The following is a 24445-nucleotide window of genomic DNA, read 5'->3' on the forward strand; positions in this document are numbered from 1 at the left end:
CCGAGAATGACGGCAGCCACGTCAAGTGGAAACACATTTTCGCTTTACGGAAGTTACGCTGGAAGGCGGAGCACCCTCGGGTTGACCATCGACCAGATCCGAGCAGCCACCAGGAGAGAGCCGAGGCCGACCATGGCAGCACCTGCTGAGACCACGCACCGGAGTGGCGTGCAGTCGATCGACCGCGCGGTGCGGCTGCTCGAGCTGATGGCTGAAGCCGGTGGCTCGCTGAGACTGAACGACCTGGCCGAGGCCACGGGTCTGCCCCAGCCGACCATCCACCGGCTGTTGCGCGCGCTCGTCGCGAACGGCCACGTGTGCCAGGACGCCTCCCGTCAGTACGCCCTCGGTCCCCGGCTCATCCGACTCGGTCAGCTGGCGGGCGACGGGTTGGCCGTGCGGGCCATGCCGTTCCTCGCCGAGCTCGTCGAGCTGACGGGCGAGTCGGGCGGAGTCGCCGTGCTGGAGCGTGACCAGGTCACCTACGTGGCGCAGGAACCATCAGACCGGCCGCTGGCCGTGGTCATCGAGGCCGGGGAGCAGTCGCCCGCGCACTGCACCGGCGTGGGCCGGGCCCTGCTCAGCCTGGGCACCGATGAGAAGGTGCGCGAGCTGTTGGCGCGCACCGGCCTGCCGCCCTGGACGCCCGACACCACTACCGACACGCGGCAGCTGATGGTCGCCCTGCGGGCCGTCCGTCACGACGGATGGGCGCAAGACCGGGGCGAGTACCAGATCGGCGTTCGGTGTGTTGCCGCGCCCGTTCCGGGCCTGACGGCGCGGGTGGCCCTGGCCGTGTCCGGCCCCCTCAGCCGACTAGACGACGACGAGGCGAACCGCGTCGGCCCGATCGTCAGGCGGATCGCCCAAGAGTTCTCTCGCATGCTTCTCGGGGGGGCGACACTGTCCGCCATTGCCCCACTGCGGGTACGCCCCAATACAGACTGAGAATCGCTCTTGACGGGTACCTTCCGTATTGCGAAATATGCCGGAGCTGTTGACAGCGACATTTATCGGGTCGATTATTCCATTGACCGATAAGTGATTCTCGCATTACGGAAAGAGCAATGATGCTCCCCACTATGTCCGCTCCTGATGTCGCACCCGTCCGGTCAACGCAACGCTCGAGCAGCGACCCGCTCAGCGGCCTGGCCGCCCGCCTGCGAGGCCGGCTGAATCCCGAGCAGGTCATCACCGACGTGACTCAGCTGCGCACCTACGAATGCGACGGAATCACCGGCTACCGGGTCGTGCCCGGCATCGTCGCCCTCCCCGAGAGCACCGACGAGGTGGCCTTCGTCGTCACCGAGTGTGCCCGGGTGAAAGTGCCCTTCGTCGCCCGGGGCGCCGGCACGGGCCTCTCGGGGGGAGCGCTTCCCGTCGCCGACGGAGTCGTCGTCAGCCTCGCGCGGATGCGCCGGGTCGTCGACATCGACGTGCCGAACCAGCGGATGACGGTCGAGCCCGGAGTGACCAACGCCGACATCTCCAAGGCCGTCGCAGGTCATGACCTCTACTTCGCGCCGGATCCCTCGAGCCAGACCGTGTGCACCATCGGCGGCAACATCGCCGAGAACTCGGGCGGCGCCCACTGCCTGAAGTACGGCTTCACGACCAACCACGTCTACGCCATGACCCTCGTGCTGCCCGACGGTTCGGTGGTGGAGGTCGGCGGCGCCGGCCTCGAAGGCGTCGGTCCCGACCTCCGGGGGGCGGTCATCGGCTCCGAGGGCACGCTGGCCATCGCCACGTCGGTCACGGTGCGCCTGCTGCGCCGCCCCGAGGCGGTGCGCACCCTGGTGGCCGACTTCGCGGCTCCCGAACACGCGGGCGCAGCGGTGAGCGGCATCATCGCGGCCGGCATCATCCCCGCCGCGGTCGAGATGCTCGATGCCCTGGCCATCGAGGCCTGCGAGGCGGCCGTGCACGCCGGCTACTCCCTCGACACCAGCGCCGCCCTCGTCGTCGAGCTAGACGGCCCCGCCAGCGAGTGCGACGAGGACTTCGAGAGGGTGGAACAGATCTGTCGCGACGCGGGCACCACCCACCTGCGCTTCGCCACCGAGCCCTCCGAACGCGCGCTGATCTGGAAGGGCCGCAAGGCCGCCTTCGCAGCCATGGGCCGGATCAGCCCCGACTACTTCGTGCAGGACGGCGTCATTCCCCGCACCCGCCTCGGCGAGGTGCTGGCCCGCATGCAGTCGATGGCTGAGGATGCCGGGCTGCGAGTCGCCAACGTCTTCCACGCCGGCGACGGCAACCTGCACCCCCTCGTTCTCTACAACGCCGCCGTTCCAGGCGAGTCCGAGCGTGGCGAGCACCTGTCGACCGCCATCGCCGAGCTCTGCGTGCAGATGGGCGGCTCCATCACCGGCGAGCACGGCGTCGGCACCGACAAGGCCTGCTCGATGCCCAAGATGTTCTCGGAGGACGACCTCGAGGTGATGAAGCGCCTGCGCACGGCGTTCGACCCACACGGAATCTGCAACCCGGGCAAGATCTTTCCCACCCCGCGCCTGTGCGGCGAGCGCCCTGGGCCCTACCGTGTCCACCCGCTCGAAGCGGCCGGCGTGATCGAGCGGATGTGACGGCCATGACGAACCAACCCGCCCCCGTCTCGCCGAGGGTCGACCACTCCCCTGGCGTGGAGCGGCCCCAGACCGTGACCGAAGCGGCCTCCCTGCTTCGCGAGAGCTCCGGCAGCGTGCTGCTGCAGGGCGGCGCCACCCAGCTCGACTGGGGCGGCCCGGTCGTGAACCCCGGCCTCGTTCTCGACACCACCGAGCTGGCTGGCGTGCTCACGCACAACCCCGCTGACATGACGGCATCGATGCGGGCCGGCACCACCCTGGCGAGCCTGCAGCAACACCTCGCCGGCTCAGACCAGTGGCTGGCCCTCGACCCGCCCGCCGCGCGCCGCGGCGCCACCATCGGCGGGCTGCTCGCCGCCGGCGACTCCGGTCCGTCACGCCTGCGCTACGGCGGTCTGCGCGACCTCGTCATCGGGGTCACCCTCGTGCTGGCTGATGGTCAGGTGGCCCGCTCCGGTGGCCACGTCATCAAGAACGTCGCCGGCTACGACCTCGCCAAGCTCGTGCACGGGTCGCTCGGAACCCTCGCCCTGGTGGCCGAGGTCGTGGTGCGGTTGCACCCGGTGCCCCGGGCCAGCCGCACCCTGCTCGGCTCCGCCGACCCGGAGCAGGCCACCGCCGCGGCCCTGGCGATCGCCGCCAGCCCGTTGGAGCCGGCCGCGCTGGAGTGGTTCAGCGACCCGGGCACTCTGGGTCGGTCCGGTCGCCTCCTGGTTCGCATCGACGGCACCGCCTCGCACGCCGACCACGCCGCTGAGCGGATGTCGCAGCTGCTGGCCGCCCACGGCATCCGGGCCGAGACGCATGCTCGTGAAGACGAGCCGGCCCGGCAGGCGTGGGACGAGCAGGCCGCCGCGGTGCTGGGCGAAGCCGGCACCCAGAGCGGCGACCGCTCCGGCGCCGACCACGAGACCGTGCTGCGGGTGTGCGGGCTACCGAGCGACTTCGGCGAGCTCGCGACCCAGGTCGCTCGTTTCGCCGACGAGACCGGGATGGGCCTCGAGCTCGCTACGAGCCTGGGGCTCGGCATCCACACGGTGCGGCTCGTGGGCCCCGACCTGCACGACCACGCCCGGCTCATGACGGCGTCACGAGACCTCGCCCTCGAGCAGGGTGCGAGCGTGCTGACCAGGTCGCGGCCAGACGGGCTCGACGACCTCGTCGACCCGCTCGGGCCGCCGCCGGGGCACGCGCCGCTACTGGCCCGCATCAAGACGCAGTTCGACCCCGACCACCGTCTCGCACCGGGCCGCCTGGCCCCCTGGGCCTGAACGCCTGCAACGCCGCGGCCCAGCCGACCACCCTTCGCACCGGCATCCCCTTCACCACACGCGTCACCGACCACCGCCAGGAGCTCTCATGAACCATCCGAGCAACAGCGCCAGCACCACCGCACCGACCACCGCACCGACCACCTCACCGCCAGGCACGACCCCCGACGTGACGCCGGGCACGACGCCGGGCATGACGCCGGCCACCCAGGGCGGCCACGACAGCGGGGCCGTCACCGCAGGCATGAACGACGGGGGCCACAGCCTGTTCTCGGCCTTCGACGAGCAGCACCCACCCAGCGGCGAGCTCATCGACGACTGCGTGCACTGCGGGTTCTGTCTGCCGACCTGCCCCACCTACCTGCTCGAGGGCAGGGAGGCGAACTCCCCCCGGGGCCGCATCTACCTGATGAAGATGGGCAACGCGGGCGAGGTGCCGATGGACGAGAAGTTCGTCGACAACTTCGACGCCTGCCTCGGGTGCATGGCCTGCGTGACGGCCTGTCCGTCAGGCGTCAAGTACGACCAGCTCATCGAGGCGGTACGCCCCCAGATCGAGCGCAACTGGGCCAGGAGCCGATCCGACCGGCTCTTCCGATCGCTCATCTTCACGCTCTTCCCGTATCCGTCACGCCTGCGGCCGGCCGCCTTCTTCGGCACCCTCTACCAGGGGTTGGGGGTGCGCCGGTTGCTGGCCCGGGCGAAGGTGCTCGACCGGCTACCACCTCGGCTGCGCGCGCTCGAGGCACTCCTTCCACCGCTCTCGCTGCGTCAGGTCGTGGCGCGCCAGCCCGCGTACACCCCCGCCGTGGGCCCGCGGCGACACCGGGTGGGAATGCTGTCGGGCTGCGTGCAACGGGTGTTCTTCGGCGACGTCAACGCGGCCGCCACCCGCGTGCTGGCCGCTGAGGGCTGCGAGGTCATCGCCCCCAAGAACCAGCAGTGCTGCGGCGCCCTCTCGTCGCACGCCGGTCGGGAGGAAGAGGCGAAAGACCGCGCTCGGCGCCTCATCGACACCTTCACCGAGGCCGGGGTCGAGACCATCGTCGTCAACGTGGCCGGCTGCGGGTCGTCGATGAAGGAGTACGCCGTGCTGCTGCGCGACGACCCTCAGTACGCGCAACGGGCGCAGGAGTTCGCAGCCAAGGTGCGCGACATCTCCGAGCTGCTGGCCCAGATCGGGCCGGTCGCCACCCGGCATCCGATCGCCGCGCGGGTCGCCTACCACGACGCGTGTCACCTGCGACACGCCCAAGGCATCCACGAGGAGCCCCGGGCCCTGTTGCGCGGCATCCCCGAGATGACGGTCATGGACATCCCCGAGGCCGAGATCTGCTGTGGCTCGGCCGGCATCTACAACATGGTCCAGCCTGAGCCGGCCGAGCAGCTGGGCCGCCGCAAGGTCGAGAACATCGTCTCGACCCTTCCCGACGCGGTGGTCACCTCCAACGCCGGCTGCCTGCTGCAGATCCGTCGCTACCTCGACGCCGGGGTTCCGCTCTTCCACCCCGTGCAGCTGATCGACGCCTCGATCAGAGGCCTGGACCCCATCTCCGCGGCGGCACCCGGTCGTCTCGACTCTCGCAGTCCGCAACCGTCCCTCTCCGCATAGTCAGGACGCCCCATGTACAACCAGATCTTCGACCCGGTGGGTGGGTCACTCGCCCTGTCCGCCCTCGTCGCGCTCCTGCCCCTGCTCACCATCTTCCTGCTGCTCGGGGTGCTCAAGATGAAGGCGCAGTGGGCCGCCCTCATCGCCCTGGCCGTCTCGCTGGCCGTCGCGATCATCGCCTACGGGATGCCGGTGGGCCAGGCCCTCAGCGCCGCGGCCGAGGGTGCCACGTTCGGCATCTTCCCCATCATGTGGATCGTGGTCACGGCCATCTGGATCTACACGTTGACGGTGGCCACCGGCCACTTCGACGTGCTGCGCCGCTCGTTCGGCACGGTCTCGAGCGACCAGCGCATCCAGGCCATCATCATCGCCTTCTGCTTCGGCGCCCTCATGGAGGCCCTGGCCGGCTTCGGCACCCCGGTCGCCATCAGCTCGGTCATGCTCATCGCCCTCGGCTTCCGCCCGATGAAGGCGGCCGCTGTCGCTCTCGTCGCCAACACGGCCCCGGTCGCCTTCGGCGCCATCGCCGTGCCGATCACCACCCTGGCCAAGATCACCGGGCTACCGGTGCATGAGCTCGCTTCGATGGTCGGACGCCAGACCCCGATCCTGGCCCTGTTCGTTCCGCTTGTGCTCGTGTTCATGGTTGACGGGCGCCGCGGCCTGCGCCAGACCTGGCTGCCGGCCGTGGTCGGCGGCGTCGTCTTCGCGATCGCGCAGTTCATCTCGTCGAACTACCTGTCGGTCGAGCTGACCGACATCATCGCCTCCCTGGCGTCGGCCGCAGCCATCGTGGCCCTGCTGCGGGTGTGGCAGCCGGCGGAGGAGCTGACGGTGGAGGCGCTCAGCGAGGAAGAGCTGAGCAGCCGCATCTCCGACGCGACAGCGAGCGCTCACGCGGCCGAGACCGGCGGTTCGCGCCGCGGCGGCGCCACCTCTTCCGGGTCGAGCAAGGGTGCATCGGTCAGCACCGACTCTCGCGACCCGGGCTCCAACCGGCCGGCTTCCGCTGGGCCGGTGGTCGACCCGCCCGCCGAGGTGGTCAAGGCCTACCTGCCGTACATCATCATCATCGTCGTGTTCTCGGTCGCGCAGATCGGCGCGGTGAAGACCATCCTCTCGGCCGGTTCGCTGAAGTTCGACTGGCCGGGCCTCGACATCGTCTCCCCGTCGGGCCAACCACCATCATCGGTGAGCTTCGCCTTCGGTTTCCTCTCGGCGGCCGGAACCCTGCTGCTCTTCTCGGGGCTGCTGACCATGGTGGCCTTGAAGATCTCCCCCGCCCGGGGCCTGAAGGCGTTCGGCGACACCCTGAACCAGCTGAAGTGGGCCATCCTCACCGTCGCTGCGGTACTTGGCCTGGCGTACGTCATGAACCTGTCGGGCCAGACCATCTCGATCGGCCAGTGGATCGCCGGTACCGGCGCGTTCTTCGCCTTCCTCTCGCCCGTGCTCGGTTGGCTGGGCGTCGCAGTCACCGGTTCGGACACCTCGGCCAACGCCCTCTTCGGCACGTTGCAGGTGGCGGCGGCCCAGAAGGCGGGGCTCAGCGAGGTGCTGCTAGCCGCCGGCAACTCCTCCGGTGGGGTGCTCGGCAAGATGATCTCGCCGCAGAACCTGGCGATCGCGGCGGCGGCGACAGGCATGGCCGGCAAGGAGGGCGATCTGTTCCGCAAGGTCATCTTCTGGAGCCTCGGGTTCCTGTTCTTCATGTGCGTGCTCGTCTACCTCCAGTCGACCCCCGTGCTGTCGTGGATGGTCCCCTGACCCAACGGCGTCCCCTGGTTCGAGGTATGACGCCGCGGTCAGCCGCGCCTCAATACCTCGACCGGGCAGCCCGAGTGGGGCAGCCCGAGTGGGTCAGGGCCGCGGGCGGTCAGAGCAGACGGCGCTCGTAGGCCACCCGCACGGCAGCAGCCCGGTCGCTCACCCCGAGCTTCTCGTACACGTGCAGCAGGTGGGTCTTGACCGTCGCCTCGCTGACGAGCAGCCGCTCGGCCGCCGACCGGTTGGTGCCACCCGACGCGATGACCTGCAGCACTTCGAGCTCGCGGGCGGTCAACGAGGTCTGTTCGCGTCGACCCGTCAGCGCTTCGAGCGCGGATGCCGTGAGCACCGGCCGACCCTCGGCGAGGTCGTGCACGGCCCGCACCAGCTCGGCCCGGGGGATGTCCTTGAGGAGGTAGCCGTTCGCGCCGGCATCCATCGCGGCCCGGATGTCGCGGTCGGTGTCGTAGGTGGTGAGCACGAGGATCCGGGGCCGGTCACCGCGCCTCGCGGGCAGGGCGCGTAGGGCGCGGATGGCGCCGATGCCGTCGCCGGCCGGCATCCGGAGGTCCATCAGCACGACATCAGGCGCGGCGGCGGCGATCACCGGCAGCGCCTCGTGCCCGCCGGCCGCCTCACCGACGACCTCGATCGACGGCTCGCGCTCGAGCATCCCCCGCAGGCCGTCGCGCACGACCGGGTGGTCGTCGACGATGACGACCCTGACCGGTTCGGCTGCGTGCGGTGAGGTGGGTGGCCGGGTCATGCCGGCACGGCCGCACTGATGGTGCAGCCGCCTCCCACCCGCGACTCGATGTCGAAGCTCCCCCCGACCTGCTCGATGCGCGCCAGCATGCCCACCAGACCGTGACCCCCGGATTCGGTGGTGACTCCGGGGCCGGTGACCCCGTCGCGCGAGTCGAACCCGGCCCCGTCGTCGCGCACGTCGAGGCGCACCGAGTCGGGCAGGTAGGTGAGCGTGACCGTCGCCCGCCCCGCTCCACTGTGGCGCCCGACGTTGGAGAGCGCCTCCTGGGCAACTCGCAGCAGGGTGGCGTCGTTCTCGCTGGCAACCACGCGACCGTCGACCTGAACCCGGCCGTCGATGCGGTAGGTGTCGCTCCACGACCGGGCCAGCCGCTCGAGAGCGGTGACCAGGTCGGTGTCGTCGAGCGCGGGCGGGGCCAGCGCGGCCACCGCCCGACGAGCCTCCGAGAGGCTCTCTCGAGCGGCCTCGGTCGCCCGCCCCACGCGACCTCGCCAGGCCGCTTCGTCGTCGGAGCAGTCGATGGCCTCCAGCTGGGTGATGACACCCACCAGGCCCTGCGCCACGGTGTCGTGGATCTCGCGCGAGAGGCGCGCCCGCTCGTCGAGACGACCGGCATCACGTGCCTGGTCGAGCACCTGGGCCTGAAGGGCGGCGTTGTCGCGGTGGGCCTGTTCGAGCTCGGCCACGACCTGCTCGCGTCGACTCATCTCGACCTCGCGGGCCTGGGCGAACGAGACCATGGCGGTGGTGAGCGCGGCGTTGATGACGGCGAGCACCAGCCAGACCGCCGGCGATGAACGGGCACCGTCGACCCCACCGACCTGGGCCAGTGCCGACAGCGAACCGAACGCGCAGGCAGCGGTGTAGAGCGCTCGTCCGGCGAGCAGCGCGAAGGCGTCGAGGTAGCCGGAGAAGACATAGAAGCCGTAGAGCGGGCTGAGCAGCACCAGCGCGGCCATCACCACCGCGTGCGCGAAGAACCAGGTGAGCTGCACCGGCCGCGCCGTGTTGTAGATCCGTTCCCGGGCGACCCGGAGGGCCACGGCCACGAGCGAGAGGCCGGTGATTGCCGGGAGGCGGCTCGGCGACACGAAGTCGTCATCGGCGCCGACGCTGAGCAGGAACGAGGCGGCCAGGAGCCCGTAGGGAATGAGGCGCACGGTCGTGGCCTCGCGTACCCGCAGCTGCACAGAGCTCTGGCTCATGGACCCGATTGTGCGCCTTTCACCCGACGGAGCGGCAGCCATCGACGAACCTCTCACTCCCAGCGGAACATTCGCGTGGCCACGACAGCACAGACGGCGGCGTAGAGCACGAGCACGAACACCGACTGCACGGCCGGCCAGTCGCCCTGCATGCTGTCGAGCATCGCCCGGGAGGCCGCGCCACTCGGGGTCCAGTCGGCGACCGTGGCCAACGTGGCGGGAAACAGCGAACGCGGAATCCACAACCCGGCGAAGAAGGCCAGCACGAAGAAGGCGACGGTGCCGATGCCGGTGGCGAAGCGGCTGTTCGGGCTCACCGCCGCGAAGAGCAGCCCGAGCGCCGTGAACGAGACGAGGGTCAGCACGACGACGAGCCCGAACGCGAGCCCGTTGCCACGAAACGGCACGCCGGAGACCACCGGGATGAGCGTCATCAGCAGCGCAACCGCCGCGGACACCCCGCCCATCAGCACGAAGAGGGCCACGAGCAGGTTCGTGGGCGACGCGGGCGTCGTGCGCAGGCGTTTGAGGATGCCGTCCTCCCGGTACTTCGCCAACAGCGCCGGCAGTGCCTGCACCGAGAGCAGGCTGGCGGTGAGGATGATCAAGGTCGGCAGGTAGACCTGGCTGAAGCTCCAGCCGCCGAGATCCGCGTTCGGGCTTCGGGTGGCAGGCACGTTGGCCAGCACCGTCGCGGCGACCAGCGGCAGCACCACCGCCCAGATCACGGTGGCGGGCTCTCGGCGCAGCAGCCGAGCCTCGTTGCGCAGCAGCGCTCGGGTGGCGCCCGACGCCGAACGCGCGGTGCCGGCATCCGTCGTGGTCGGGGGGCTGGTCATCCTGGGCCGTCCTGGTCAGCGGTGGTCAGGGACAGGTAGGCGTCGTCGAGGGTCGGGCTCTCGACGCGCAGTCTCAGCGGGGTGATGCCACGTTCGGCAAGAAACATCAGCACTGGCGTGGCGATGTCGTGGCCGGTCGCGACGACGCGGTCGGCGGTGACGGTCAGCGAGACGACACCAGGCAGGGCGCGCATCCGGTTGACGTCGGCATCCGAGACCGTGAGCGACGGGGTGAACGCGAGGTGCTGGGCGCCGTCGGTTGCCGTCGCGAGCGCGTCTGGGGTGTCGAAGGCTGCGACCCGTCCGTCGTTGATCACCGCGACCCGGTTGCAGAGGCGCTGGGCCTCTTCCATGAAGTGGGTGACCAGCACGATGGTCACGCCGTCACTCTGCAGCTCGCCGAGGAAGGCCCAGATGTCGCGGCGAGCCTGGGGGTCGAGCCCGGTCGTCAGCTCGTCGAGGATCGCGATGCGGGGGTTGCCCACGAGGGCCAGGGCCACCGAGAGGCGTTGTTGCTGACCACCCGAGAGCGAGCCGAAGCGCTGGCGACGGTGCTCGGCGAGGCCGAAACGCTCAAGCAGCTCGCCCGCGTCTCGGGGGGCCGGGTAGAACGAGCGGTAGAGCTCGAGCGCCTCGGTCACGGTGATCTTGGCGGGCAGCCGACACTCCTGCAGCTGCATGCCGACGATCTCGCGCAGTCGCGGCGGGTTCGTCGAGGGGTCGAGCCCGTCGACCTCGATGCGACCGGCATCGGCCCGCCGCAGGCCGCCGATGCACTCGACGGTCGTGGTCTTGCCCGCGCCGTTGGGCCCGACCACGCCGACGATCTCGCCCGCCTCGACCTCGAGGCTGACGTCCCGCAGCACGACGTTCTCGCCGTACGCCTTCCGCAGGTTGGTCACGCTGATGATGGGCATGTCACCAGTGTCGGCCCTGAGACGAGGTTGGCACATCGACCGAGCGGTTTCATCTCACTCCACCGATCGGTGGAGACCGCCGACCCGGCTCAGCGGCATCCCACCGATCAGACTGCAGATCAAACGGCGTCAGTCGCCACCGATGCCGGTGCGCTCGACTCCTTCGACGATCCACCGCTGCAGGAACAGGAACATCAGCAGCAGTGGCGCGATCGCCACCAGCGCGGCCATGAACAGCTGGCTGACCTCGACCGACTGGGCGGTGAGGAACGTCGAGAGGGCGATCTGCACGGTCCACGAGTCCTGGTCGCGGCCGATGACGAGCGGCCAGAGGAAGGCGTTCCACGTGCCGATGAAGGTGATGGTGCCGATGGCCGCCACGAAGCCGTAGGAGTTGGGCACCACGACCCTCCAGAAGGTGCCCCAGTAGCCGAGACCGTCCATGAACGCGGCCTCCTCGATCTCTTTCGGGAAGCCGAGGAAGAACTGCCGGAACAAGAAGGTGGCCAGCGCCTGGAAGAGCCCCGGCACGATGAGCCCCTGCAGGGTCGAGATCCAGCCAAGGGTAGAGACGAGCACGAAGCTCGGCACGAACGTCACCGCAGCCGGGATGAGCAGCGTGGCGGTGATCGTGTAGAAGACCGCGTTCGACCAGCGGTAGGGGATGCGGGCCAGGCCGTAGCCGGCGAGCCCTGAGATGAGCAGCACCCCGCTCGTCTGGCTCACCGCGATGAGGGCCGAGTTGACCATGCTGCGGGCCATCGGGATCGCCGGGTTGCTGAACAGGCCGGTGAGGTTCTCGGTGTTCCATTCCGGCGGCAGCCAGTGGAAGGTCGGCGAGCCGAGGTCGGACTCGTTCATGAAGGCGCTGCGCACGAGCAGGTAGAAGGGGATGAGGAAGAGCAGGGCGCCGAGGCCGAGGGCGGAGTAGCGGGCCCAGCCGGCGACCCGGCTGGCCCGGCGGCCGCGAACGATGGCCATCAGTCGTCTCTCCGGCCGAGCCGCAGCAGCCGCCCCTGGGTAAGGGCGACGATGGCGATGATGAGAGTGAGAATGACCGCGCCGGCGCTGCCGTGGCCGAAGTCCTGCCCCGAGCCGAGCGCCGTGTAGTAGAGGTAGACGAGCGGCGGCCGGGCGTAGGGCGGGTAGGTGCCGAACGTCGAGAGGATGTTGTAGAACTCGTCGAAGGCCTGGAAGGCGTTGATCATCAACAGCAGCAGCACTGCGGTCGAGGTGGCGCGCAGCTGCGGGAAGGTGATGTGCCGGAACACTTTCCAGCCCTCGGCGCCGTCGATCGCGGCTGCCTCGTAGAGGTTCGGGCTGATCCGTTGGATGCCGGCCAGAAACAGGATCATGTAGAACCCGATCTGCAGCCAGAGTCGGGCGGTGACGATGACCAGCCAGTACCAGGGCGGCTCGGTGAGGCTCAGCCAGGGGATCGAGTCGATGCCGAACCAGCCGAGCACGGCGTTGGCCAGCCCCGAGCGGATGCCGGAGAAGATCGACATCTTCCAGATCAGCGAGGCGACCACGTAGGAGCAGGCCGTCGGCAGGAAGAACACCGACCGGAAGAAGGCCTGCATCACGGTCGTGCGCGCGACGAGCAGCGCCACCGTCAGCGACAGCACGAACGTCACCGGCACGATCACGGCAGCGAACACGACGAAGGTGACCAGGCTCTGGCGAAAGGCCGGGTCGGCGAGCATGTCGGCGTAGTTGCCGAACCCGACGAACTTCGTCGGCGTGACCGTGTTGTACGACTCGAAGAACGAGAGGTAGAGACTCCAGACGATCGGCACGTAGACGAAGATGATCAACCCGATGACGAACGGGCCGACAAACACCCAGAACCACAGGTTGACGTTCTGCCGCCCCCGCAGGCGCTCACCGAGTGTGCGCTTCGGGCTCGCGGGCCGTCGGGATGCCGCTCCGTCGGGCCCGCGCCGAGCGCCCGGCCCGCCCGACGGGGAGGCCACCTGGGTCGTCAGGCGAGAACTCGCTTCAGCTCGGCGTCGACGACGGTCTTGACCTTGGCGATCTCGGCCTTAGGGTCGGCGCCGTCCTTGACGATGCGGCTCATCATGTCGCCGAAGGCGGTGTTGCACTTCGGGGTCCAGAGCAGCGGCGACTGGGCGTGACCGACGTCGGTGGCGAGCTTCGCGGCATCCGCAGCCTGACCGGTCGCCAGGGTGGCGGCCTTGGGGATGAGGCTGGTGCGCGAAGGGATGTGGAAGCCGTAGGCGGTGGCGAAGTCGAGCTGGTCGGCGGTCTGGTCGACCCAGAGCCACTTCGCGAACGCCTTGGCCTCGTCGACGTGCTGGCTCTTGGCGCTGACACACGCCCCGTAGGCCCCGACCGGCACGGAGTCTTTGCCGTCGGCGTCGAGCTTGGGCCAGGCCATCACGCCGAAGTCGTCGCCGAGGCCCTTCTTGATGTCGGGGAAGGTCCACAGTCCGGTGAACTGCATCGCGGTCAGGCCGGAGGTCAGGGCCGAGGCGTCGAACCAGTCCTTCGGCGCCCCGAGCAGGATCGACTTGCTCTGCCACAGCTCGCGCAGCTTGCCCAGGGCCGTGACCGCGCGGGGGTCGTCGAAGCCGAACTGGTTGTCGTCGGTGAGGTAGTCGAGGCCGGCCGACCACAGCATCGGGCCGCCGAGCAGCCCGCCGCCGCCGTCGTTGCCGACGAACAGGCCCTTGACGTCGCTCGTGGTGAGCTTCTTGGCCGCGGCGATGAGGTCGTCGATGGTCTCGGGCGGCTTGACGCCGGCCTTCTCGAGCATCGACTTGCGGTAGACGAGCAGCTGCATGTCGATGACCTGCGGGATGGCCCAGATCTTGTCTTGGTAGGTGACCCGCTTCAGCACCGAGGCGTTGAAGTCGCTCTTCGCGTCGCCGAAGGCATCGGTGAGGTCGAGCACCTGGCCGCCCTTGATCATGTCGATGGTCGGCCCGTTGCCGTACTCGAAGACGTCGGGCCCGGCGTCGGTGAGCAAAGACGCCGCGGTCGACTGGTCGTAGTCACCCGGCTTCCAGCTGACCTTGACCGTGGCCTTCGGGTACGCCGCGGCGTAGCGCTCCACCGCCTGCTGGGTGCCCGTCTCGCCGTACTGGTGGTACCACTGGTTGAGCGTGACCTTGCTGCCACCACCGCCACCGGAGGTACCGCCGCCGGTGGCGGTCTCGCGCCCGGTGTTGCCGCCACACGCCGCGAGGGCGCCGGTGACGGCGACCGCCCCACCGAGGGCGAACAGCGAGCGCCGGTTCAGCTGAGACCGGAAGACGTTCTGCTCCATGATGCTCCCCGCGTTGTTCCGCACCGTGAGGCCGGTGCCCGATGTGGTTGTGCGGCTGGCGGCCGAACCGTCAGCCCTCACGCGATCGATCGTAGGCCCACGACCCGCCGAGCGGTCGGCACGACGTCGGCGGGTTCGTCAGCGATGCCGGATGCCGTCGGGCGCCAGGGAGTGACCAGCATGAGCGGCATCCACCCGGCCAGGGCCACTCCGCCGAGGTCGTCACTACGGAAGATGTCGCCGATGTTGCGCAAGACCAGCATGATCCAGGCGCTCCGACGAGGATGTCGAGACAGCATTCACAGCCGGTGGCGACGCATTCGCAACGCGGTCAGCCCGTGTGCTCGGTCACCCCAGCGACGGCACTCGGCACCACGAACCGCCAGGCGTCGAGAACGATCTCGCGCATTCGTCGCGGGTCGAGGGCGCCGAGTCGAACCTCAACCCAGTGAAAGCGCAGGTCAGAGGCTCGCGGCAGCAGGAACACCCCGGGCTCGCTGGCCACGAGCACCTCACGTTCCTCCCGCGGGAAGGCGAAGCCCATCCGCGTCTCATCGGGCGACACCGCGAGCCAGACCACCCGTCCGACGCGGAACCTCAGCCGGTCAGACGCCAGCACCTCGCTCGAGCGGGGCAGCCCTTGGGCCACCTCTCGAACGTCGTCGATGGTCACGCTCACGTTCTCCACCCTGCCCCACGCCCCCACCGGGCGCCACCGCTCGAGCGTTCACGGGTCGACGATCAGGGGCTGAATCCTCGATGTGGCACCCATTGACCGTGTGGCCGAGAGTCGGGCACCGCCCCGTCGTGGCGACGACGTTAAGCCGTTCTTAAGCGGCTCCCCCGAACGTGGTACCAGCCAGCCCGGCGACACCACCTCGGGCATGCCGGACAGGTGTACATCGGGTCTTGATGGCTGGGGGAGGGGGCAGCGGGCGCCGGGGCAACCCGGCGCCCGCTGCGGGTGGCTCATCCGCGAGCCGCAGCCGGCGGTGCCACGGCGGCCCGAGCGGCCGCGACCACCGTCGTCGTGTCGACCGTCAGCGTTGCCAGCCGGGCCAGTCGCTCGACCTCGTCGAGGCCCAGACCGGCTCGGGCGGTGCGCAGCGCCTCGCGCAGATCGCTTTCAAAGGGCTCACCGTCATCGCCCTCGGCCGGCGAGAGGACGTCGGCCATCGCGAAGAGCCGGATGGCGTCGCGTCGGTGGCCGCGGGCCACGAGCACGCAGGCAGCCACCCGCGCGGCCTGCGCGGCGCCATGCGGCTGTCCGGTGCGAGACGACAGGTCCAGCGCTTCGACGAGCTCGACGACCGCCCGATCGAGCTCACCAGCGAGAACCGACACTCGCGCCGCCGTGACCAGCCCATCCCGACGCTCCATCGGCCGGTGCTCACCCGCAAGCCGCAGGGCCTCGGTCACGTGGTCGCGCGCCGAGGCCAGGTCGCGCGGCTCGTCGATAGCGATCTCGGCCAGGGTGTTCAACGTGTCGGCGGTGCGGGCACGGTCGCCGCGGGTGCGCGCGACGACCAGTCGCTCCTCGTAGCAGCCTCGCTCAGCCTCGAGGTCTCCAGACATTGCCGAGGCGATCGCCAGCACCGACAGCGCCACCGCCTGCACGTCCCATTGCTCCTGATCCCGAGCCAGCCGGAGGGCCGTGTGGGCCTCCGCCACCGCCTCCGGGCCCGGCCCCTCGGCCGCGATGACCGCAGCCGCGAGGTAGCACCGCGCCGCGGGTTCCTCCGGAAAGGGCTGCGGCTCACTCTCCAGCAGGGAGCGGCAGATCTGCTCCGTGCGCGCGAAGTCACCCGCCTGATAGGTGAGCCGGGCCTCACCGATCCTCAGTCGGCGGCGGGCTGACGACGTCAGCTGCGCGTGACCGAAACCCGACACTCGCTCCAGCCCTTCACGCACCCGTCCGGCGGCCAACCAGTACGCGGCCGCGTGACCGGCGAGCGTCGCGGCGGCATCGGTGTGCCCCCGCTGCACAGCCCAGTCGACGAGCGAGACGATGTCGGCGTGCTCGTCGTCGAAGCGGGCCAGCGCTACGTCCCCCTCAGGTCCGTCGAGCTGGGCGGCCCATTGGCCGATGCGCTTCAGCATCCAGGCGAGGTGCAGCGAGCGCACCTCGTCTCGGCGGCGCACGAGGTCGCCACCGTTGGCCAGCACGTGCATCCGCACCGGCGCCAGGATGCGATAGCGCAGCTCGACCCGGGTGTCCTTGACGTGCACGAGCCCGCAGTCGAGCAGGCTGCCGAGGTCGTCGACCGGGTCACTGAGCGCACCCGGCCCCCCGTCGGCACTGAGCGCGGGCAGGCGACCCGACACCGTCTCGACGCCCTCCAGGCCGAAGCCGTCCTCGAAGACGCAGAGGTCGTCGAGCAGCGTGCGCGCCGACTCGCTCAGGTGCGAAAGACTCCAGTTGATGGTGCCGGTGAGGGTCCGCGACTGCGCGGCGGTGGCGTCGGAACGGTCGGACGAGAGCAGGTCGAGCCCCGATGACAGCCGTCGCAGGGCCGCGCCCGGGGTGAGCACCCGCATGCGTGCCGCCGCCAGCTCCAACGCCAGGGGAACCCCCCCGAGCAGGCGACAGAGTGCCACCACGTCGTCGCGGTTGCCGTCGTCGACCTGGAAGCGCTGGTTGACCAGCTGGGCGCGGTCGACGAAGAACGCCACCGTCGGGTGGCTCGCCACCGAGGCCGGCGGCATCCGACTGTCGGGCACCTCGAGGGGAGGTACGACGACCTCTACCTCGAAGTTCAGATGCAGCGGCAGTCGACTCGTGGCCAGCACCGTAAGCTGATCGGTCGACTTGAGCAGCGTCTCGACCGCATAGGCGGCATCGGGAACGACCTCAAGGTTGTCGAGCACCACGAGGCTGGGCACGTGAGGAGTCAGCTGATCGGCGACCGCCTCGGCGGCGGACGTCGTCGTGGGGTCGTGCGGCTCGGCTCCGCCCATGGCCAGCACGAGGCTGGCCAGGAAGCCGGCGGCGTCGTGCCCTTCCTGAGCCGCCAGGAAGTAGCGGCCGCCCTCGAAACCCGGTGCCTCGCGCGCCACCAGCGTGGCCAGCCTGGTCTTCCCCGTGCCGCCCGGGCCGACGAGGGTCAACAATCGTGTGTTCGGCGAGCAGACCCGGGTCACGAGGTCAGCAACGAGGCCGGCACGGCCCCACGTCGTCGTGGTCGGATGGGGCAGACGCAGTTCGCGTCGGGGGTGTACGGCCGGATCTGGCTGGCGTCGCGCCGGGGTGCCGTCTACATTCGTCGAGCCCGACGCCGTAGGCCCGGCCGCGACCACACCGGTCTGCCCCACGGTGTGGGCCGCTCCAGGGAGGGGGGCGGCCAGACGCGGATCGTGTCGCAGGATCCCGATCTCGATCTGTTGCAGAGCCTTCCCAGGATCAATGCCCAGCTCGTCGGCGAGCATGTCGCGGGCCCGGGCGTAGGCGGCCAGCGCGTCAGCCTGACGGTTGCACCGGTAGAGCGCGAGCATCAGCTGGCCCCAACGTCGCTCACGGGTCGGGTGCTCGGCCACGAGTGCCTCGGCCCGACCGACGACGTGGGGGTGGCGGCCCGACGCCAGGAGCAGGTCGAGCAGGTCCTCCTCGGCGAGGGCCCGCATCTCGTCGAGTCGCACACCCGGCGTCTGAGCGAACGGCAGGCCGCGCAGGTCGGCAAGTCCGGGGCCACGCCACCGACCGAGGCCCTCCTCGAGAGCAGCGACCGCGGCCACCGGATCGGGCACCTGGCTCAGCTCTCGCGAGCGCTGCCACGCCAGCTCGAAGTCGTCGACGTCGACCCGATGGCCGCCCAGGTCCAGCAGGTAGCCGGGCGGCCGGCTGGCCAGCACGTCTCTGCCCAGGCCCACCTTGGCCAAGGCTCCCCGGAGGCCGTGAACATAGACCTGTAGAGAAGCGAGTGGCTGCCCCGGGGGGTTGTCGCCCCAGACCCCGTCGACGAGAGCGTCGGTCGAAACCGTGCGCGATCCGGCCAGCGTGAGGATCGCGAAGACGGCCCGCTGCCTCGGCCCCCCCAGCGGCACGGCCTGGTTCCCGTGAACGGCGTCCACGGGCCCGAGCAACCGGATCAGCACGGCCACAGACTAGTCGGCGAAGCCAGATCGCGGGCGTATGTCGTCCGAACGGGGAGGCAAGGCCGCCGTGCAGATCCTTCAATCGGCGTCGCCGGAGACGACCCTCGGCTAGGTTCGGCTCAGCGGTCAGGGGCCGTTCGCCGCAAGGAGCTTTCATGTCCACGCCTCTGCCTGCTCGACGGAACATCGCCACCACGGTGCTCCTGCTCGCAGCCATCGTCACGGCGTTCCTGACGGGGGTCGTATCAAGCCCCACCGCCGAGGCTGCTGCGCCGGGCTTCTGCTCCCTGAGCGGAATGCAGAAGAACACGTGGACCGGAGGCGCGGGCGACGGTCTCTGGGACACCGGCGGCAACTGGTCGCTCGGCCGCGCCCCCAACTTCACCGACGGGGCCACGGGCTACGTCTGCATCAACGCGAGATCGACCGTCACCATGCGTGCTGGTGAGTCGGCCGAGCTGCAGGCCTTCGACGTGGCCGCCGGTACGACGCTGAAGCTGGACACTGGCTCGATCCTGCTGGTCGAGGGCAGCCAGGTGACTCGGCCCTCCTACCTGCGCAGCGGCACGACGACTCTGCTCAAGGGGACCCTCGGCGGCCCCGGGCGGATCGAGCTGCTGGGCGCGATGACGTGGTCGAGCAGCACCACAGGGGCGAGCACCATGTCTACGCGTCGGTGTGGGTTGGGCGCCACCTGCAGTGGCGCCGTCAGCGGCTCGCGCGGCCTGCTCGTGGTGGGCAACCGCGGCCGCGTCGACGTGACCCCGCTCGGCGTCAACCTCTCCGATGAGTACCAGCTGCGCGTCTACGGCACGCTCAAGCTGCTCGGTCAGGGTTACGTCTCTGCCGACCGCGGCACCTCGCTCGAGCTGCTCCCCAAGCTCAACGCCACCGGGGTCGGAACGCTGCTCATCACCAACGACGGCGGCTGGTACGAGGGCCGCACGCTGCACGGCATCACCACGCTGTCGGCCATCGCCAACGGCGGGCTGATCCGCAAGTCGGCCGGCACCGGCACCAGCGTGGTCGTGGGGACCTACACCCGGGTCGGCGGCGGCGCCATCCGCGTCGACCGAGGCACCCTGAGCATGCCCGAGGGCGTTGCACACACCGCCGTCGTGGGCGCCTCCGACACCTACGGCTTCGGCGCATGCAACACCGACGCCTTCGGGTGCCAACCGGTGGCCGACGCGCAGGACCCCCAGACCGGCAGCATCAGCATCCCCTCGGCCGACGGTAACGGCGCGAGCATCGAGCTGCTCCTGGACGGGGCCGGTCCAGCCGGAACCATCGGCGAGCGGGTCTATGCGGGCGCGTCGGGCCTGCAAGCCACGCCGACCAACCCCGCTGTTCTGCAGCTGCGGTACGACACCTCCGTGCTGGGCGGCAAGACCTGGTCGCAGATCAATGTCGACCGCGCTCCCGGGCTCACAACGACGTTCGTCGCTGTCCCCGCCTGCCGAGCCAACGGCACTCCACCGTCGGGCAGTCTCGCGTGCGTCGACCGACGGGGCCAGGCCACCAGCAGTCGCACGCTCTCAGACGGCGACGCCCTCATGGTGATCCGCACGACCGGCTTCAGCCGCTGGCGAGCCCGCTGATGTTCTCAGGGGCTCATGAGCGTCCCTGCCCACCCCTGAGTCATTCGAGCGGTTCGAGCTCGAGACCGTAGGTGAGAAGCGTGATGTGCGACACCGGCATCCAGTCGCGTTCTGGCATGCGCACGAAACCAAGGCGCTCGTAGAGTCTTCGCGCCGCCTCCATGGTCGGCTGCGTCGAGATGACGAGGAGCCCGCACCCCTCGATCGCCCGGGCGCGAGCGATGCAGGCTCGTACGAGGGCCTCGCCGGCGCCCTGGCCTCGGCCTGCGTCGGCGACCGCCAACGTTCTGAACTCGGCCTCGTGGAGTCGGGCCACGTCGGCGTAGGGGCCGGGCCCGTCCACGAAGGTGACGCCCCCCAGCACCGTGCCACTGTGGTCGACACACACGAGCACTTCGGCGCTGGCCGCCCGGTCGGCGACATCACGCAGCACCTCGAGGTAGGGGCTGTCGGTCGCAGCCCTCAGCAGCCCGTCGCCCACGTAGGCCGCCACGGTGATGTCACCGAGCGCGGCGTAGTCACCCGGACGGGCGCGCCGCACCGAGACGCTCGCGTTCACGTTCGGCTCAAGCGGCCAAGCGCCAAGCGAGCACACCGAAGAGCACTCCGAGGGCGTTGGTGGCCCAGTGCATCCCGACGCTGGCCCAGAGGCTCCCGCTGCGGCGGCGCAGCTCACCGGCCACAACACCGCCGGCCGCGGTGAACACGACGGTGCCGGCGACGATGGCGATGTGGGCGAAGGAACCCAGACCCGACACGGCGGCTCCGACCGCCGCGTTGCCGGCGGAACCGATGGCGGGCAGCACGTGCCACAGGCCGAAGAGCAGCGAGGAGCCGGCGACGACCTTCCACATTCGCACATGGCGGGCGAGGAACCCCCAGAGCACCGACCGGAAGGCGACTTCTTCGAGAAGGATGGTGCCCACCGGGATGATCACGAACGCCGTCAGCAGGGCGCCGGTGGGGGGCAGGTGATACCGCACGTCGAGGAAGGCGGTGCGGGTGTCGGGGATGAGCACCCCAGCGAGGTAGATCGCGCCGACGAGGCCGATCACACCGAGGCCCCAGCGCACACCGGCGGCGTGCGTGTGGCGAGCCAGCCCAAGCTGCTCCCAGGTGAGCCCGGTGGCGCGGGCGAAGGCCAGCAGCCCGATGGCGCCCGCCGGCCCGAGCCACAACGTGTTCCAGCCCAGCACATGGTCGGCCACGTTGAGGCCCACCAGGGCGAGCACGACAGCGACCGTCGCCCAGAAGGCCGGCCGGCGCAGCTGGTGCGGTTCAGGTGCGGTGGAGGCGGTAAGGGGGGTCGTGGCGGGGAGGGTCGCGGTGGGTGCCGCAAAGGTTGTCATCCCTCATATCATCTCACGCCAAGGTATGCCTAACCCAATCGTGGATCGAGGGTCACGACGCTCGGCGACGCTCGAGAAGTCCCTTGACGTACTCCGCCTGACCGAGGTGCTTGATGGCATCGTCGAGCACCGACACGATGCGGATCGAGATGGTGACCGGCGGGTCCCATCGGTCGTCGATGACGGTGTCGTAGTCGTCGCCGGTGAGGGAGTCGAGGAACGTGACGGTGCGGTCGTGCACCTCCGACTGGTAGCCCGCGAACAGCGACGGATCGGCGATCGTGAAGGCGCCGACCTCCGCCGACGACATGCCGTAGCCGATCGACTTGCGGTCATAGGGCAGCGCGAAGCGCTCGGCCCAACCCTGTTCGTTCCACACCGGCTCGGTCTCGGCCAGGCCGGCGATCTGCAGGTCGGCCTGACGGGCCAGGTGCCAGAGCAGCCACGCGACGCTGTTGCCATCGCGGTCGGGGCGCCAGAGCAGCTCGTCGTTCGTGAGCCCGTCGACCACCGCGGGCACACCGTCGAGCACGCGACCGAAGCCGTCGAGCAACAGGGACTTGGCGGTGTCAGCGTGAGCGGAGGTCATGCCACCCAGCATGCCAACAGCCGGAGCGCCGGCAGCATCGCGGCGTCGTCCATCCTCGGCTGCGTCCACCGGTTCGCTTACTACCTCGGGCTCGTCGCCGGCGGCCCAGGTTCGCGCCAGGAGATAGGCCTGAGCAGGGTCGACGCCCAGGCCGACCAGGGCTCCCGAGACGACAGGGTCATCGACCTTCACAATTCCCGCGAGCAGGTGCGCCGTGGTGACTCGCCCCTGGCCGAGCTCCAGAGAGGTTCGCAGCGCTAGCTCCATGGCCCTCTTGGCGTTCGCCGCAAAGGGGATGTGCCCCGAGGACGACCCCTTGCCGGGTGGCCCGGTGCCGAGCAGCCGGTCACGGACCTGCTCGAGCGAGACCCGCAGAACGGCTTGAGCCGGCTCTCCACTGGTGCGCAGTACGCCCAGCAGCAGGTGCTCTGCCCCAAGTTCGTGATCGCCCCGCAACCGCAGCTCTTCCTGCGCGTACACGACGGCTTCGCGTGCATCGTCGTCGAACCGGTCGAACATAACGTCCCCTGCCTTGCTGGTGTCGTCCACGCTACTCGGCTGATCGAGGTGGGCGCAGCATCGGATCGCGTGGACCACGCCCGGGTAGTAGTCGCAGTGCCGTCGGAACCACGACTGCGGCGCAACCCAGGGCACGGCCCGCATTCGTCACGGCGCGGAGGAACCGGACTGGCCCGGGTGGCGCACGTATCGGCGGTGCGCCAACCGTGAGCGCGTGCGCACCCGGCACCGTGACCTGAGTTCCAGCCTCATCCTCTGGCCACCCCGTGACGGGCCCCGGGCGTTGGCTTCATCGGAAGCATCAGCGGTATGGGCTCAGTCGAGGTAGCGGAAGGTGCTGCGCTCGCGACGCTCGAACGCCCCGTGGGTGAGCCTCCAAATCGTGCGCCGGCCGGCGCCCGAGTGGGCGAGCACCTCCTGGCGTGTTGCCTCCGGCACGTCGTGCAGCATCCACGGCACCAGTGACCGCACCTCACGCGGGGAGAGCGATCCCGTCACGTGCTCCTCCTCGATGGCGGTCCACTCCGCCGCCATCAGCACCTCCTGCACGATGGCCAACACCTCGACCTCCTCGCGGTCGAGGTGGCGCCCCACGCTTGCCTTCGCCTCCTCGAGGTTGTCGGCCAGCGAGATCCGGCTGTCGACCTCCGGCGCCCGAAGGAGCCGCTCGAACCCCGCCGCACAGCGCCCCACCATCGCGTCGATCTCGGTGTGCTCGGCCGCCATGTCGTGCAGCACGGTAAGGGCGTCGGCGTCACTGCGTGCGAGCAGGGCGGGCCACAGGCCGGCATCCTCACCGCGGTGGTGGCGGTTCAGCACGGCGGCGAGCAGCGCCCACCTCTCGGAGAGGGCCCGCCAGGCTTCGCGGTCGCCGACCGGCGTGGCGTGCGCGGCAGACGCGAAGGCCGCCAGGTCTCGACGGAAACCGTGGTGCATCAGGTACGTCGTCGACAGGTCGACCGGGCCGGGATGAGCGGCCGCCTGACCGGGCAGCCGCAGCGGGGCAGGGGTCGCCGTGCGGTTGACGGGCCGCGCCGAACGGCCCGTCAGTGTCGGGTGTGCGCTCATGAGCGGCTCCTCCGTGGCCCGGTCCCGCCGAACGCGGGGTCAGAACCCAGTGGATGTCGCAGCCCCGTTGATACCTCACGGGGCGCGGCCCGGCAGCAGCACCACGCCCCGACCGAGTCGGCGGAAACTCAGCGCAGGGTCTGGTCCTGCTCATCGACGGTGGCCGCACCGGTCATGATCGCGACGGCATCCTGCATGGTGTGGGTCTTGGGGCTGATCACTCCGGCGCTGCCGCCCAGCCGCTGGATGTGGATGCGGTCAGCGGTCTCGAAGACGTTGGGCATGTTGTGGCTGATCAGGATGACGCCGAGACCGCGGTCGCGCAGGTCACGCACCAGACGCAGCACCTGTGCGGTCTCGCGAACACCGAGCGCCGCCGTGGGCTCGTCGAGGATGACCACCTTGCTGCCGAAGGCGCCGGTTCGCGCGACGGCCACGATCTGCCGCTGCCCACCCGAGAGGGTCTCGACGGCCTGGTCGATGTTCTGCAGCGTGGTGATGCCGAGGTCGGCGATGTGCTCGCTCGCGTGCTTGCGCATGGCCTTGGTGTCGAGCATCCGCAGCACCGATCCGGCGAAGCCGGGGCGACGGATCTCACGCGCGAGGTAGAGGTTGCTGGCGATGTCGAGCGCGGGCGCGACCGCCAACGTCTGGTAGACGGTCTCGATGCCGGCCACCCGGGCGTCCTGGGTGGCGCGGAAGCGGACGTCCTGGCCATCGACCTTGAGCGTGCCCTCGTCGGGGATCATGGCGCCCGACAGGCACTTGATCAGGGTCGACTTGCCGGCCCCGTTGTCGCCGATGACGGCCAGCACCTCGCCCGGGAACAGCCGGACGTCGACGCCGCGAAGACCGACCACCCGGCCGAACATCTTGACGAGACCGGTCGCCTCCAGCACGGGGGTCTCAGTGGCCGACGTCGTTGTCGCACGGCCGGATCGATCGGGCTGGGTGGCCGAGG

21 protein-coding genes are annotated in these 24445 nt (G+C 70.0%); 6 read left to right on the forward strand and 15 right to left on the reverse strand.

What is annotated here, in order from left to right:
* Positions 1 to 132 precede the first annotated feature (132 nt).
* The 5 genes from BA895_RS07865 (at position 133) to BA895_RS07885 (ending at position 7244) form a co-directional block, all read left to right on the forward strand.
* Positions 133 to 948: an IclR family transcriptional regulator gene (locus BA895_RS07865; protein WP_070191325.1), complete on the forward strand. Its 816-nt coding sequence runs from the start codon at positions 133 to 135 to the stop codon at positions 946 to 948.
* A 134-nt stretch (positions 949 to 1082) separates the two neighbouring features.
* A complete protein-coding gene (locus BA895_RS07870; protein WP_083283103.1) occupies positions 1083 to 2588 on the forward strand; it encodes an FAD-binding oxidoreductase in 1506 nt (501 codons plus the stop codon).
* Positions 2589 to 2593: 5 nt separating this feature from the next.
* The gene (locus BA895_RS07875; RefSeq protein ID WP_070191390.1) at positions 2594 to 3862 is read left to right on the forward strand and encodes an FAD-binding oxidoreductase; all 1269 of its coding nucleotides are present in this window, start codon (positions 2594 to 2596) and stop codon (positions 3860 to 3862) included.
* Between the two features lie 88 nt (positions 3863 to 3950).
* Positions 3951 to 5474 carry a (Fe-S)-binding protein gene (locus BA895_RS07880; RefSeq protein ID WP_254666384.1) on the forward strand — a complete coding sequence of 508 codons (1524 nt, stop codon included), beginning with the start codon at positions 3951 to 3953 and terminating at the stop codon, positions 5472 to 5474.
* Positions 5475 to 5486: 12 nt separating this feature from the next.
* On the forward strand, positions 5487 to 7244 hold the full coding sequence (locus BA895_RS07885; RefSeq protein ID WP_070191326.1) for an L-lactate permease: 1758 nt from the start codon (positions 5487 to 5489) through the stop codon (positions 7242 to 7244).
* 109 nt (positions 7245 to 7353) lie between these two features.
* Here BA895_RS07885 and BA895_RS07890 read toward each other — a convergent pair whose 3' ends face one another.
* The 10 genes from BA895_RS07890 to BA895_RS07935 form a co-directional block, all read right to left on the reverse strand.
* Entirely contained in the window at positions 7354 to 8010 is a 657-nt protein-coding gene (locus BA895_RS07890; RefSeq protein ID WP_070191327.1) for a response regulator transcription factor, read from the reverse strand.
* On the reverse strand, positions 8007 to 9218 hold the full coding sequence (locus BA895_RS07895; protein WP_070191328.1) for a sensor histidine kinase: 1212 nt from the start codon (positions 9216 to 9218) through the stop codon (positions 8007 to 8009). The genes BA895_RS07890 and BA895_RS07895 overlap by 4 nt, the downstream gene beginning before the upstream one ends.
* 53 nt (positions 9219 to 9271) lie before the next feature.
* Complete coding sequence (locus tag BA895_RS07900; RefSeq protein ID WP_083283106.1) at positions 9272 to 10057, reverse strand: ABC transporter permease; 786 nt, start codon at positions 10055 to 10057, stop codon at positions 9272 to 9274.
* A complete protein-coding gene (locus BA895_RS07905) occupies positions 10054 to 10974 on the reverse strand; it encodes an ABC transporter ATP-binding protein (RefSeq protein WP_070191329.1) in 921 nt (306 codons plus the stop codon). The genes BA895_RS07900 and BA895_RS07905 overlap by 4 nt, the downstream gene beginning before the upstream one ends.
* 129 nt (positions 10975 to 11103) lie before the next feature.
* Positions 11104 to 11955, reverse strand: a complete 852-nt coding sequence (locus BA895_RS07910; protein WP_070191330.1) for a carbohydrate ABC transporter permease — start codon at positions 11953 to 11955, stop codon at positions 11104 to 11106.
* Positions 11955 to 12950 carry a carbohydrate ABC transporter permease gene (locus BA895_RS07915; RefSeq protein WP_083283107.1) on the reverse strand — a complete coding sequence of 332 codons (996 nt, stop codon included), beginning with the start codon at positions 12948 to 12950 and terminating at the stop codon, positions 11955 to 11957. Before BA895_RS07915 ends, BA895_RS07910 begins: the two co-directional genes overlap by 1 nt.
* Positions 12951 to 12958: 8 nt before the next feature.
* A complete protein-coding gene (locus BA895_RS07920) occupies positions 12959 to 14347 on the reverse strand; it encodes an ABC transporter substrate-binding protein (protein WP_254666385.1) in 1389 nt (462 codons plus the stop codon).
* A complete protein-coding gene (locus BA895_RS07925; RefSeq protein ID WP_070191331.1) occupies positions 14344 to 14529 on the reverse strand; it encodes a hypothetical protein in 186 nt (61 codons plus the stop codon). Before BA895_RS07925 ends, BA895_RS07920 begins: the two co-directional genes overlap by 4 nt.
* 68 nt (positions 14530 to 14597) lie before the next feature.
* Positions 14598 to 14945, reverse strand: coding sequence for an MmcQ/YjbR family DNA-binding protein (locus tag BA895_RS07930; RefSeq protein WP_070191395.1), 348 nt, complete (start codon positions 14943 to 14945; stop codon positions 14598 to 14600).
* 290 nt (positions 14946 to 15235) lie between these two features.
* The gene (locus BA895_RS07935) at positions 15236 to 18358 is read right to left on the reverse strand and encodes a BTAD domain-containing putative transcriptional regulator (RefSeq protein WP_175442277.1); all 3123 of its coding nucleotides are present in this window, start codon (positions 18356 to 18358) and stop codon (positions 15236 to 15238) included.
* Positions 18359 to 18513: 155 nt separating this feature from the next.
* On the opposite strand from BA895_RS07935, the gene BA895_RS07940 reads away from it, so the two are divergent.
* The gene (locus BA895_RS07940) at positions 18514 to 19959 is read left to right on the forward strand and encodes a hypothetical protein (RefSeq protein ID WP_070191333.1); all 1446 of its coding nucleotides are present in this window, start codon (positions 18514 to 18516) and stop codon (positions 19957 to 19959) included.
* Positions 19960 to 19999: 40 nt separating this feature from the next.
* Here BA895_RS07940 and BA895_RS07945 read toward each other — a convergent pair whose 3' ends face one another.
* The 5 genes from BA895_RS07945 to BA895_RS07965 form a co-directional block, all read right to left on the reverse strand.
* A complete protein-coding gene (locus BA895_RS07945; RefSeq protein ID WP_070191334.1) occupies positions 20000 to 20518 on the reverse strand; it encodes a GNAT family N-acetyltransferase in 519 nt (172 codons plus the stop codon).
* 7 nt (positions 20519 to 20525) lie between these two features.
* Complete coding sequence (locus BA895_RS07950) at positions 20526 to 21308, reverse strand: CPBP family intramembrane glutamic endopeptidase (RefSeq protein WP_070191335.1); 783 nt, start codon at positions 21306 to 21308, stop codon at positions 20526 to 20528.
* Positions 21309 to 21360: 52 nt separating this feature from the next.
* Positions 21361 to 22446: a DinB family protein gene (locus BA895_RS23050; protein WP_175442278.1), complete on the reverse strand. Its 1086-nt coding sequence runs from the start codon at positions 22444 to 22446 to the stop codon at positions 21361 to 21363.
* A gap of 285 nt (positions 22447 to 22731) precedes the next feature.
* Positions 22732 to 23484, reverse strand: a complete 753-nt coding sequence (locus tag BA895_RS07960) for a hemerythrin domain-containing protein (RefSeq protein ID WP_083283109.1) — start codon at positions 23482 to 23484, stop codon at positions 22732 to 22734.
* A gap of 128 nt (positions 23485 to 23612) precedes the next feature.
* On the reverse strand, positions 23613 to 24356 hold the full coding sequence (locus tag BA895_RS07965) for an ATP-binding cassette domain-containing protein (RefSeq protein ID WP_254666389.1): 744 nt from the start codon (positions 24354 to 24356) through the stop codon (positions 23613 to 23615).
* Positions 24357 to 24445 lie beyond the last annotated feature (89 nt).

The organism is Humibacillus sp. DSM 29435 (genome assembly GCF_001758225.1).
In the GTDB taxonomy this organism is placed as follows: domain Bacteria; phylum Actinomycetota; class Actinomycetes; order Actinomycetales; family Dermatophilaceae; genus DSM-29435.

Coding starts and splice junctions, on each gene's coding strand:
- BA895_RS07865 (WP_070191325.1), top strand. CDS start 133: ATGGCAGCACCTGCTGAGACCACGCACCGGAGTGGCGTGCAGTCGATC.
- BA895_RS07870 (WP_083283103.1), top strand. CDS start 1,083: ATGTCCGCTCCTGATGTCGCACCCGTCCGGTCAACGCAACGCTCGAGC.
- BA895_RS07875 (WP_070191390.1), top strand. CDS start 2,594: ATGACGAACCAACCCGCCCCCGTCTCGCCGAGGGTCGACCACTCCCCT.
- BA895_RS07880 (WP_254666384.1), top strand. CDS start 3,951: ATGAACCATCCGAGCAACAGCGCCAGCACCACCGCACCGACCACCGCA.
- BA895_RS07885 (WP_070191326.1), top strand. CDS start 5,487: ATGTACAACCAGATCTTCGACCCGGTGGGTGGGTCACTCGCCCTGTCC.
- BA895_RS07890 (WP_070191327.1), bottom strand. CDS start 8,010: ATGACCCGGCCACCCACCTCACCGCACGCAGCCGAACCGGTCAGGGTC.
- BA895_RS07895 (WP_070191328.1), bottom strand. CDS start 9,218: ATGAGCCAGAGCTCTGTGCAGCTGCGGGTACGCGAGGCCACGACCGTG.
- BA895_RS07900 (WP_083283106.1), bottom strand. CDS start 10,057: ATGACCAGCCCCCCGACCACGACGGATGCCGGCACCGCGCGTTCGGCG.
- BA895_RS07905 (WP_070191329.1), bottom strand. CDS start 10,974: ATGCCCATCATCAGCGTGACCAACCTGCGGAAGGCGTACGGCGAGAAC.
- BA895_RS07910 (WP_070191330.1), bottom strand. CDS start 11,955: ATGGCCATCGTTCGCGGCCGCCGGGCCAGCCGGGTCGCCGGCTGGGCC.
- BA895_RS07925 (WP_070191331.1), bottom strand. CDS start 14,529: ATGCTGGTCTTGCGCAACATCGGCGACATCTTCCGTAGTGACGACCTC.
- BA895_RS07940 (WP_070191333.1), top strand. CDS start 18,514: ATGTCCACGCCTCTGCCTGCTCGACGGAACATCGCCACCACGGTGCTC.
- BA895_RS07950 (WP_070191335.1), bottom strand. CDS start 21,308: ATGACAACCTTTGCGGCACCCACCGCGACCCTCCCCGCCACGACCCCC.
- BA895_RS07960 (WP_083283109.1), bottom strand. CDS start 23,484: ATGAGCGCACACCCGACACTGACGGGCCGTTCGGCGCGGCCCGTCAAC.
- BA895_RS07965 (WP_254666389.1), bottom strand. CDS start 24,356: ATGTTCGGCCGGGTGGTCGGTCTTCGCGGCGTCGACGTCCGGCTGTTC.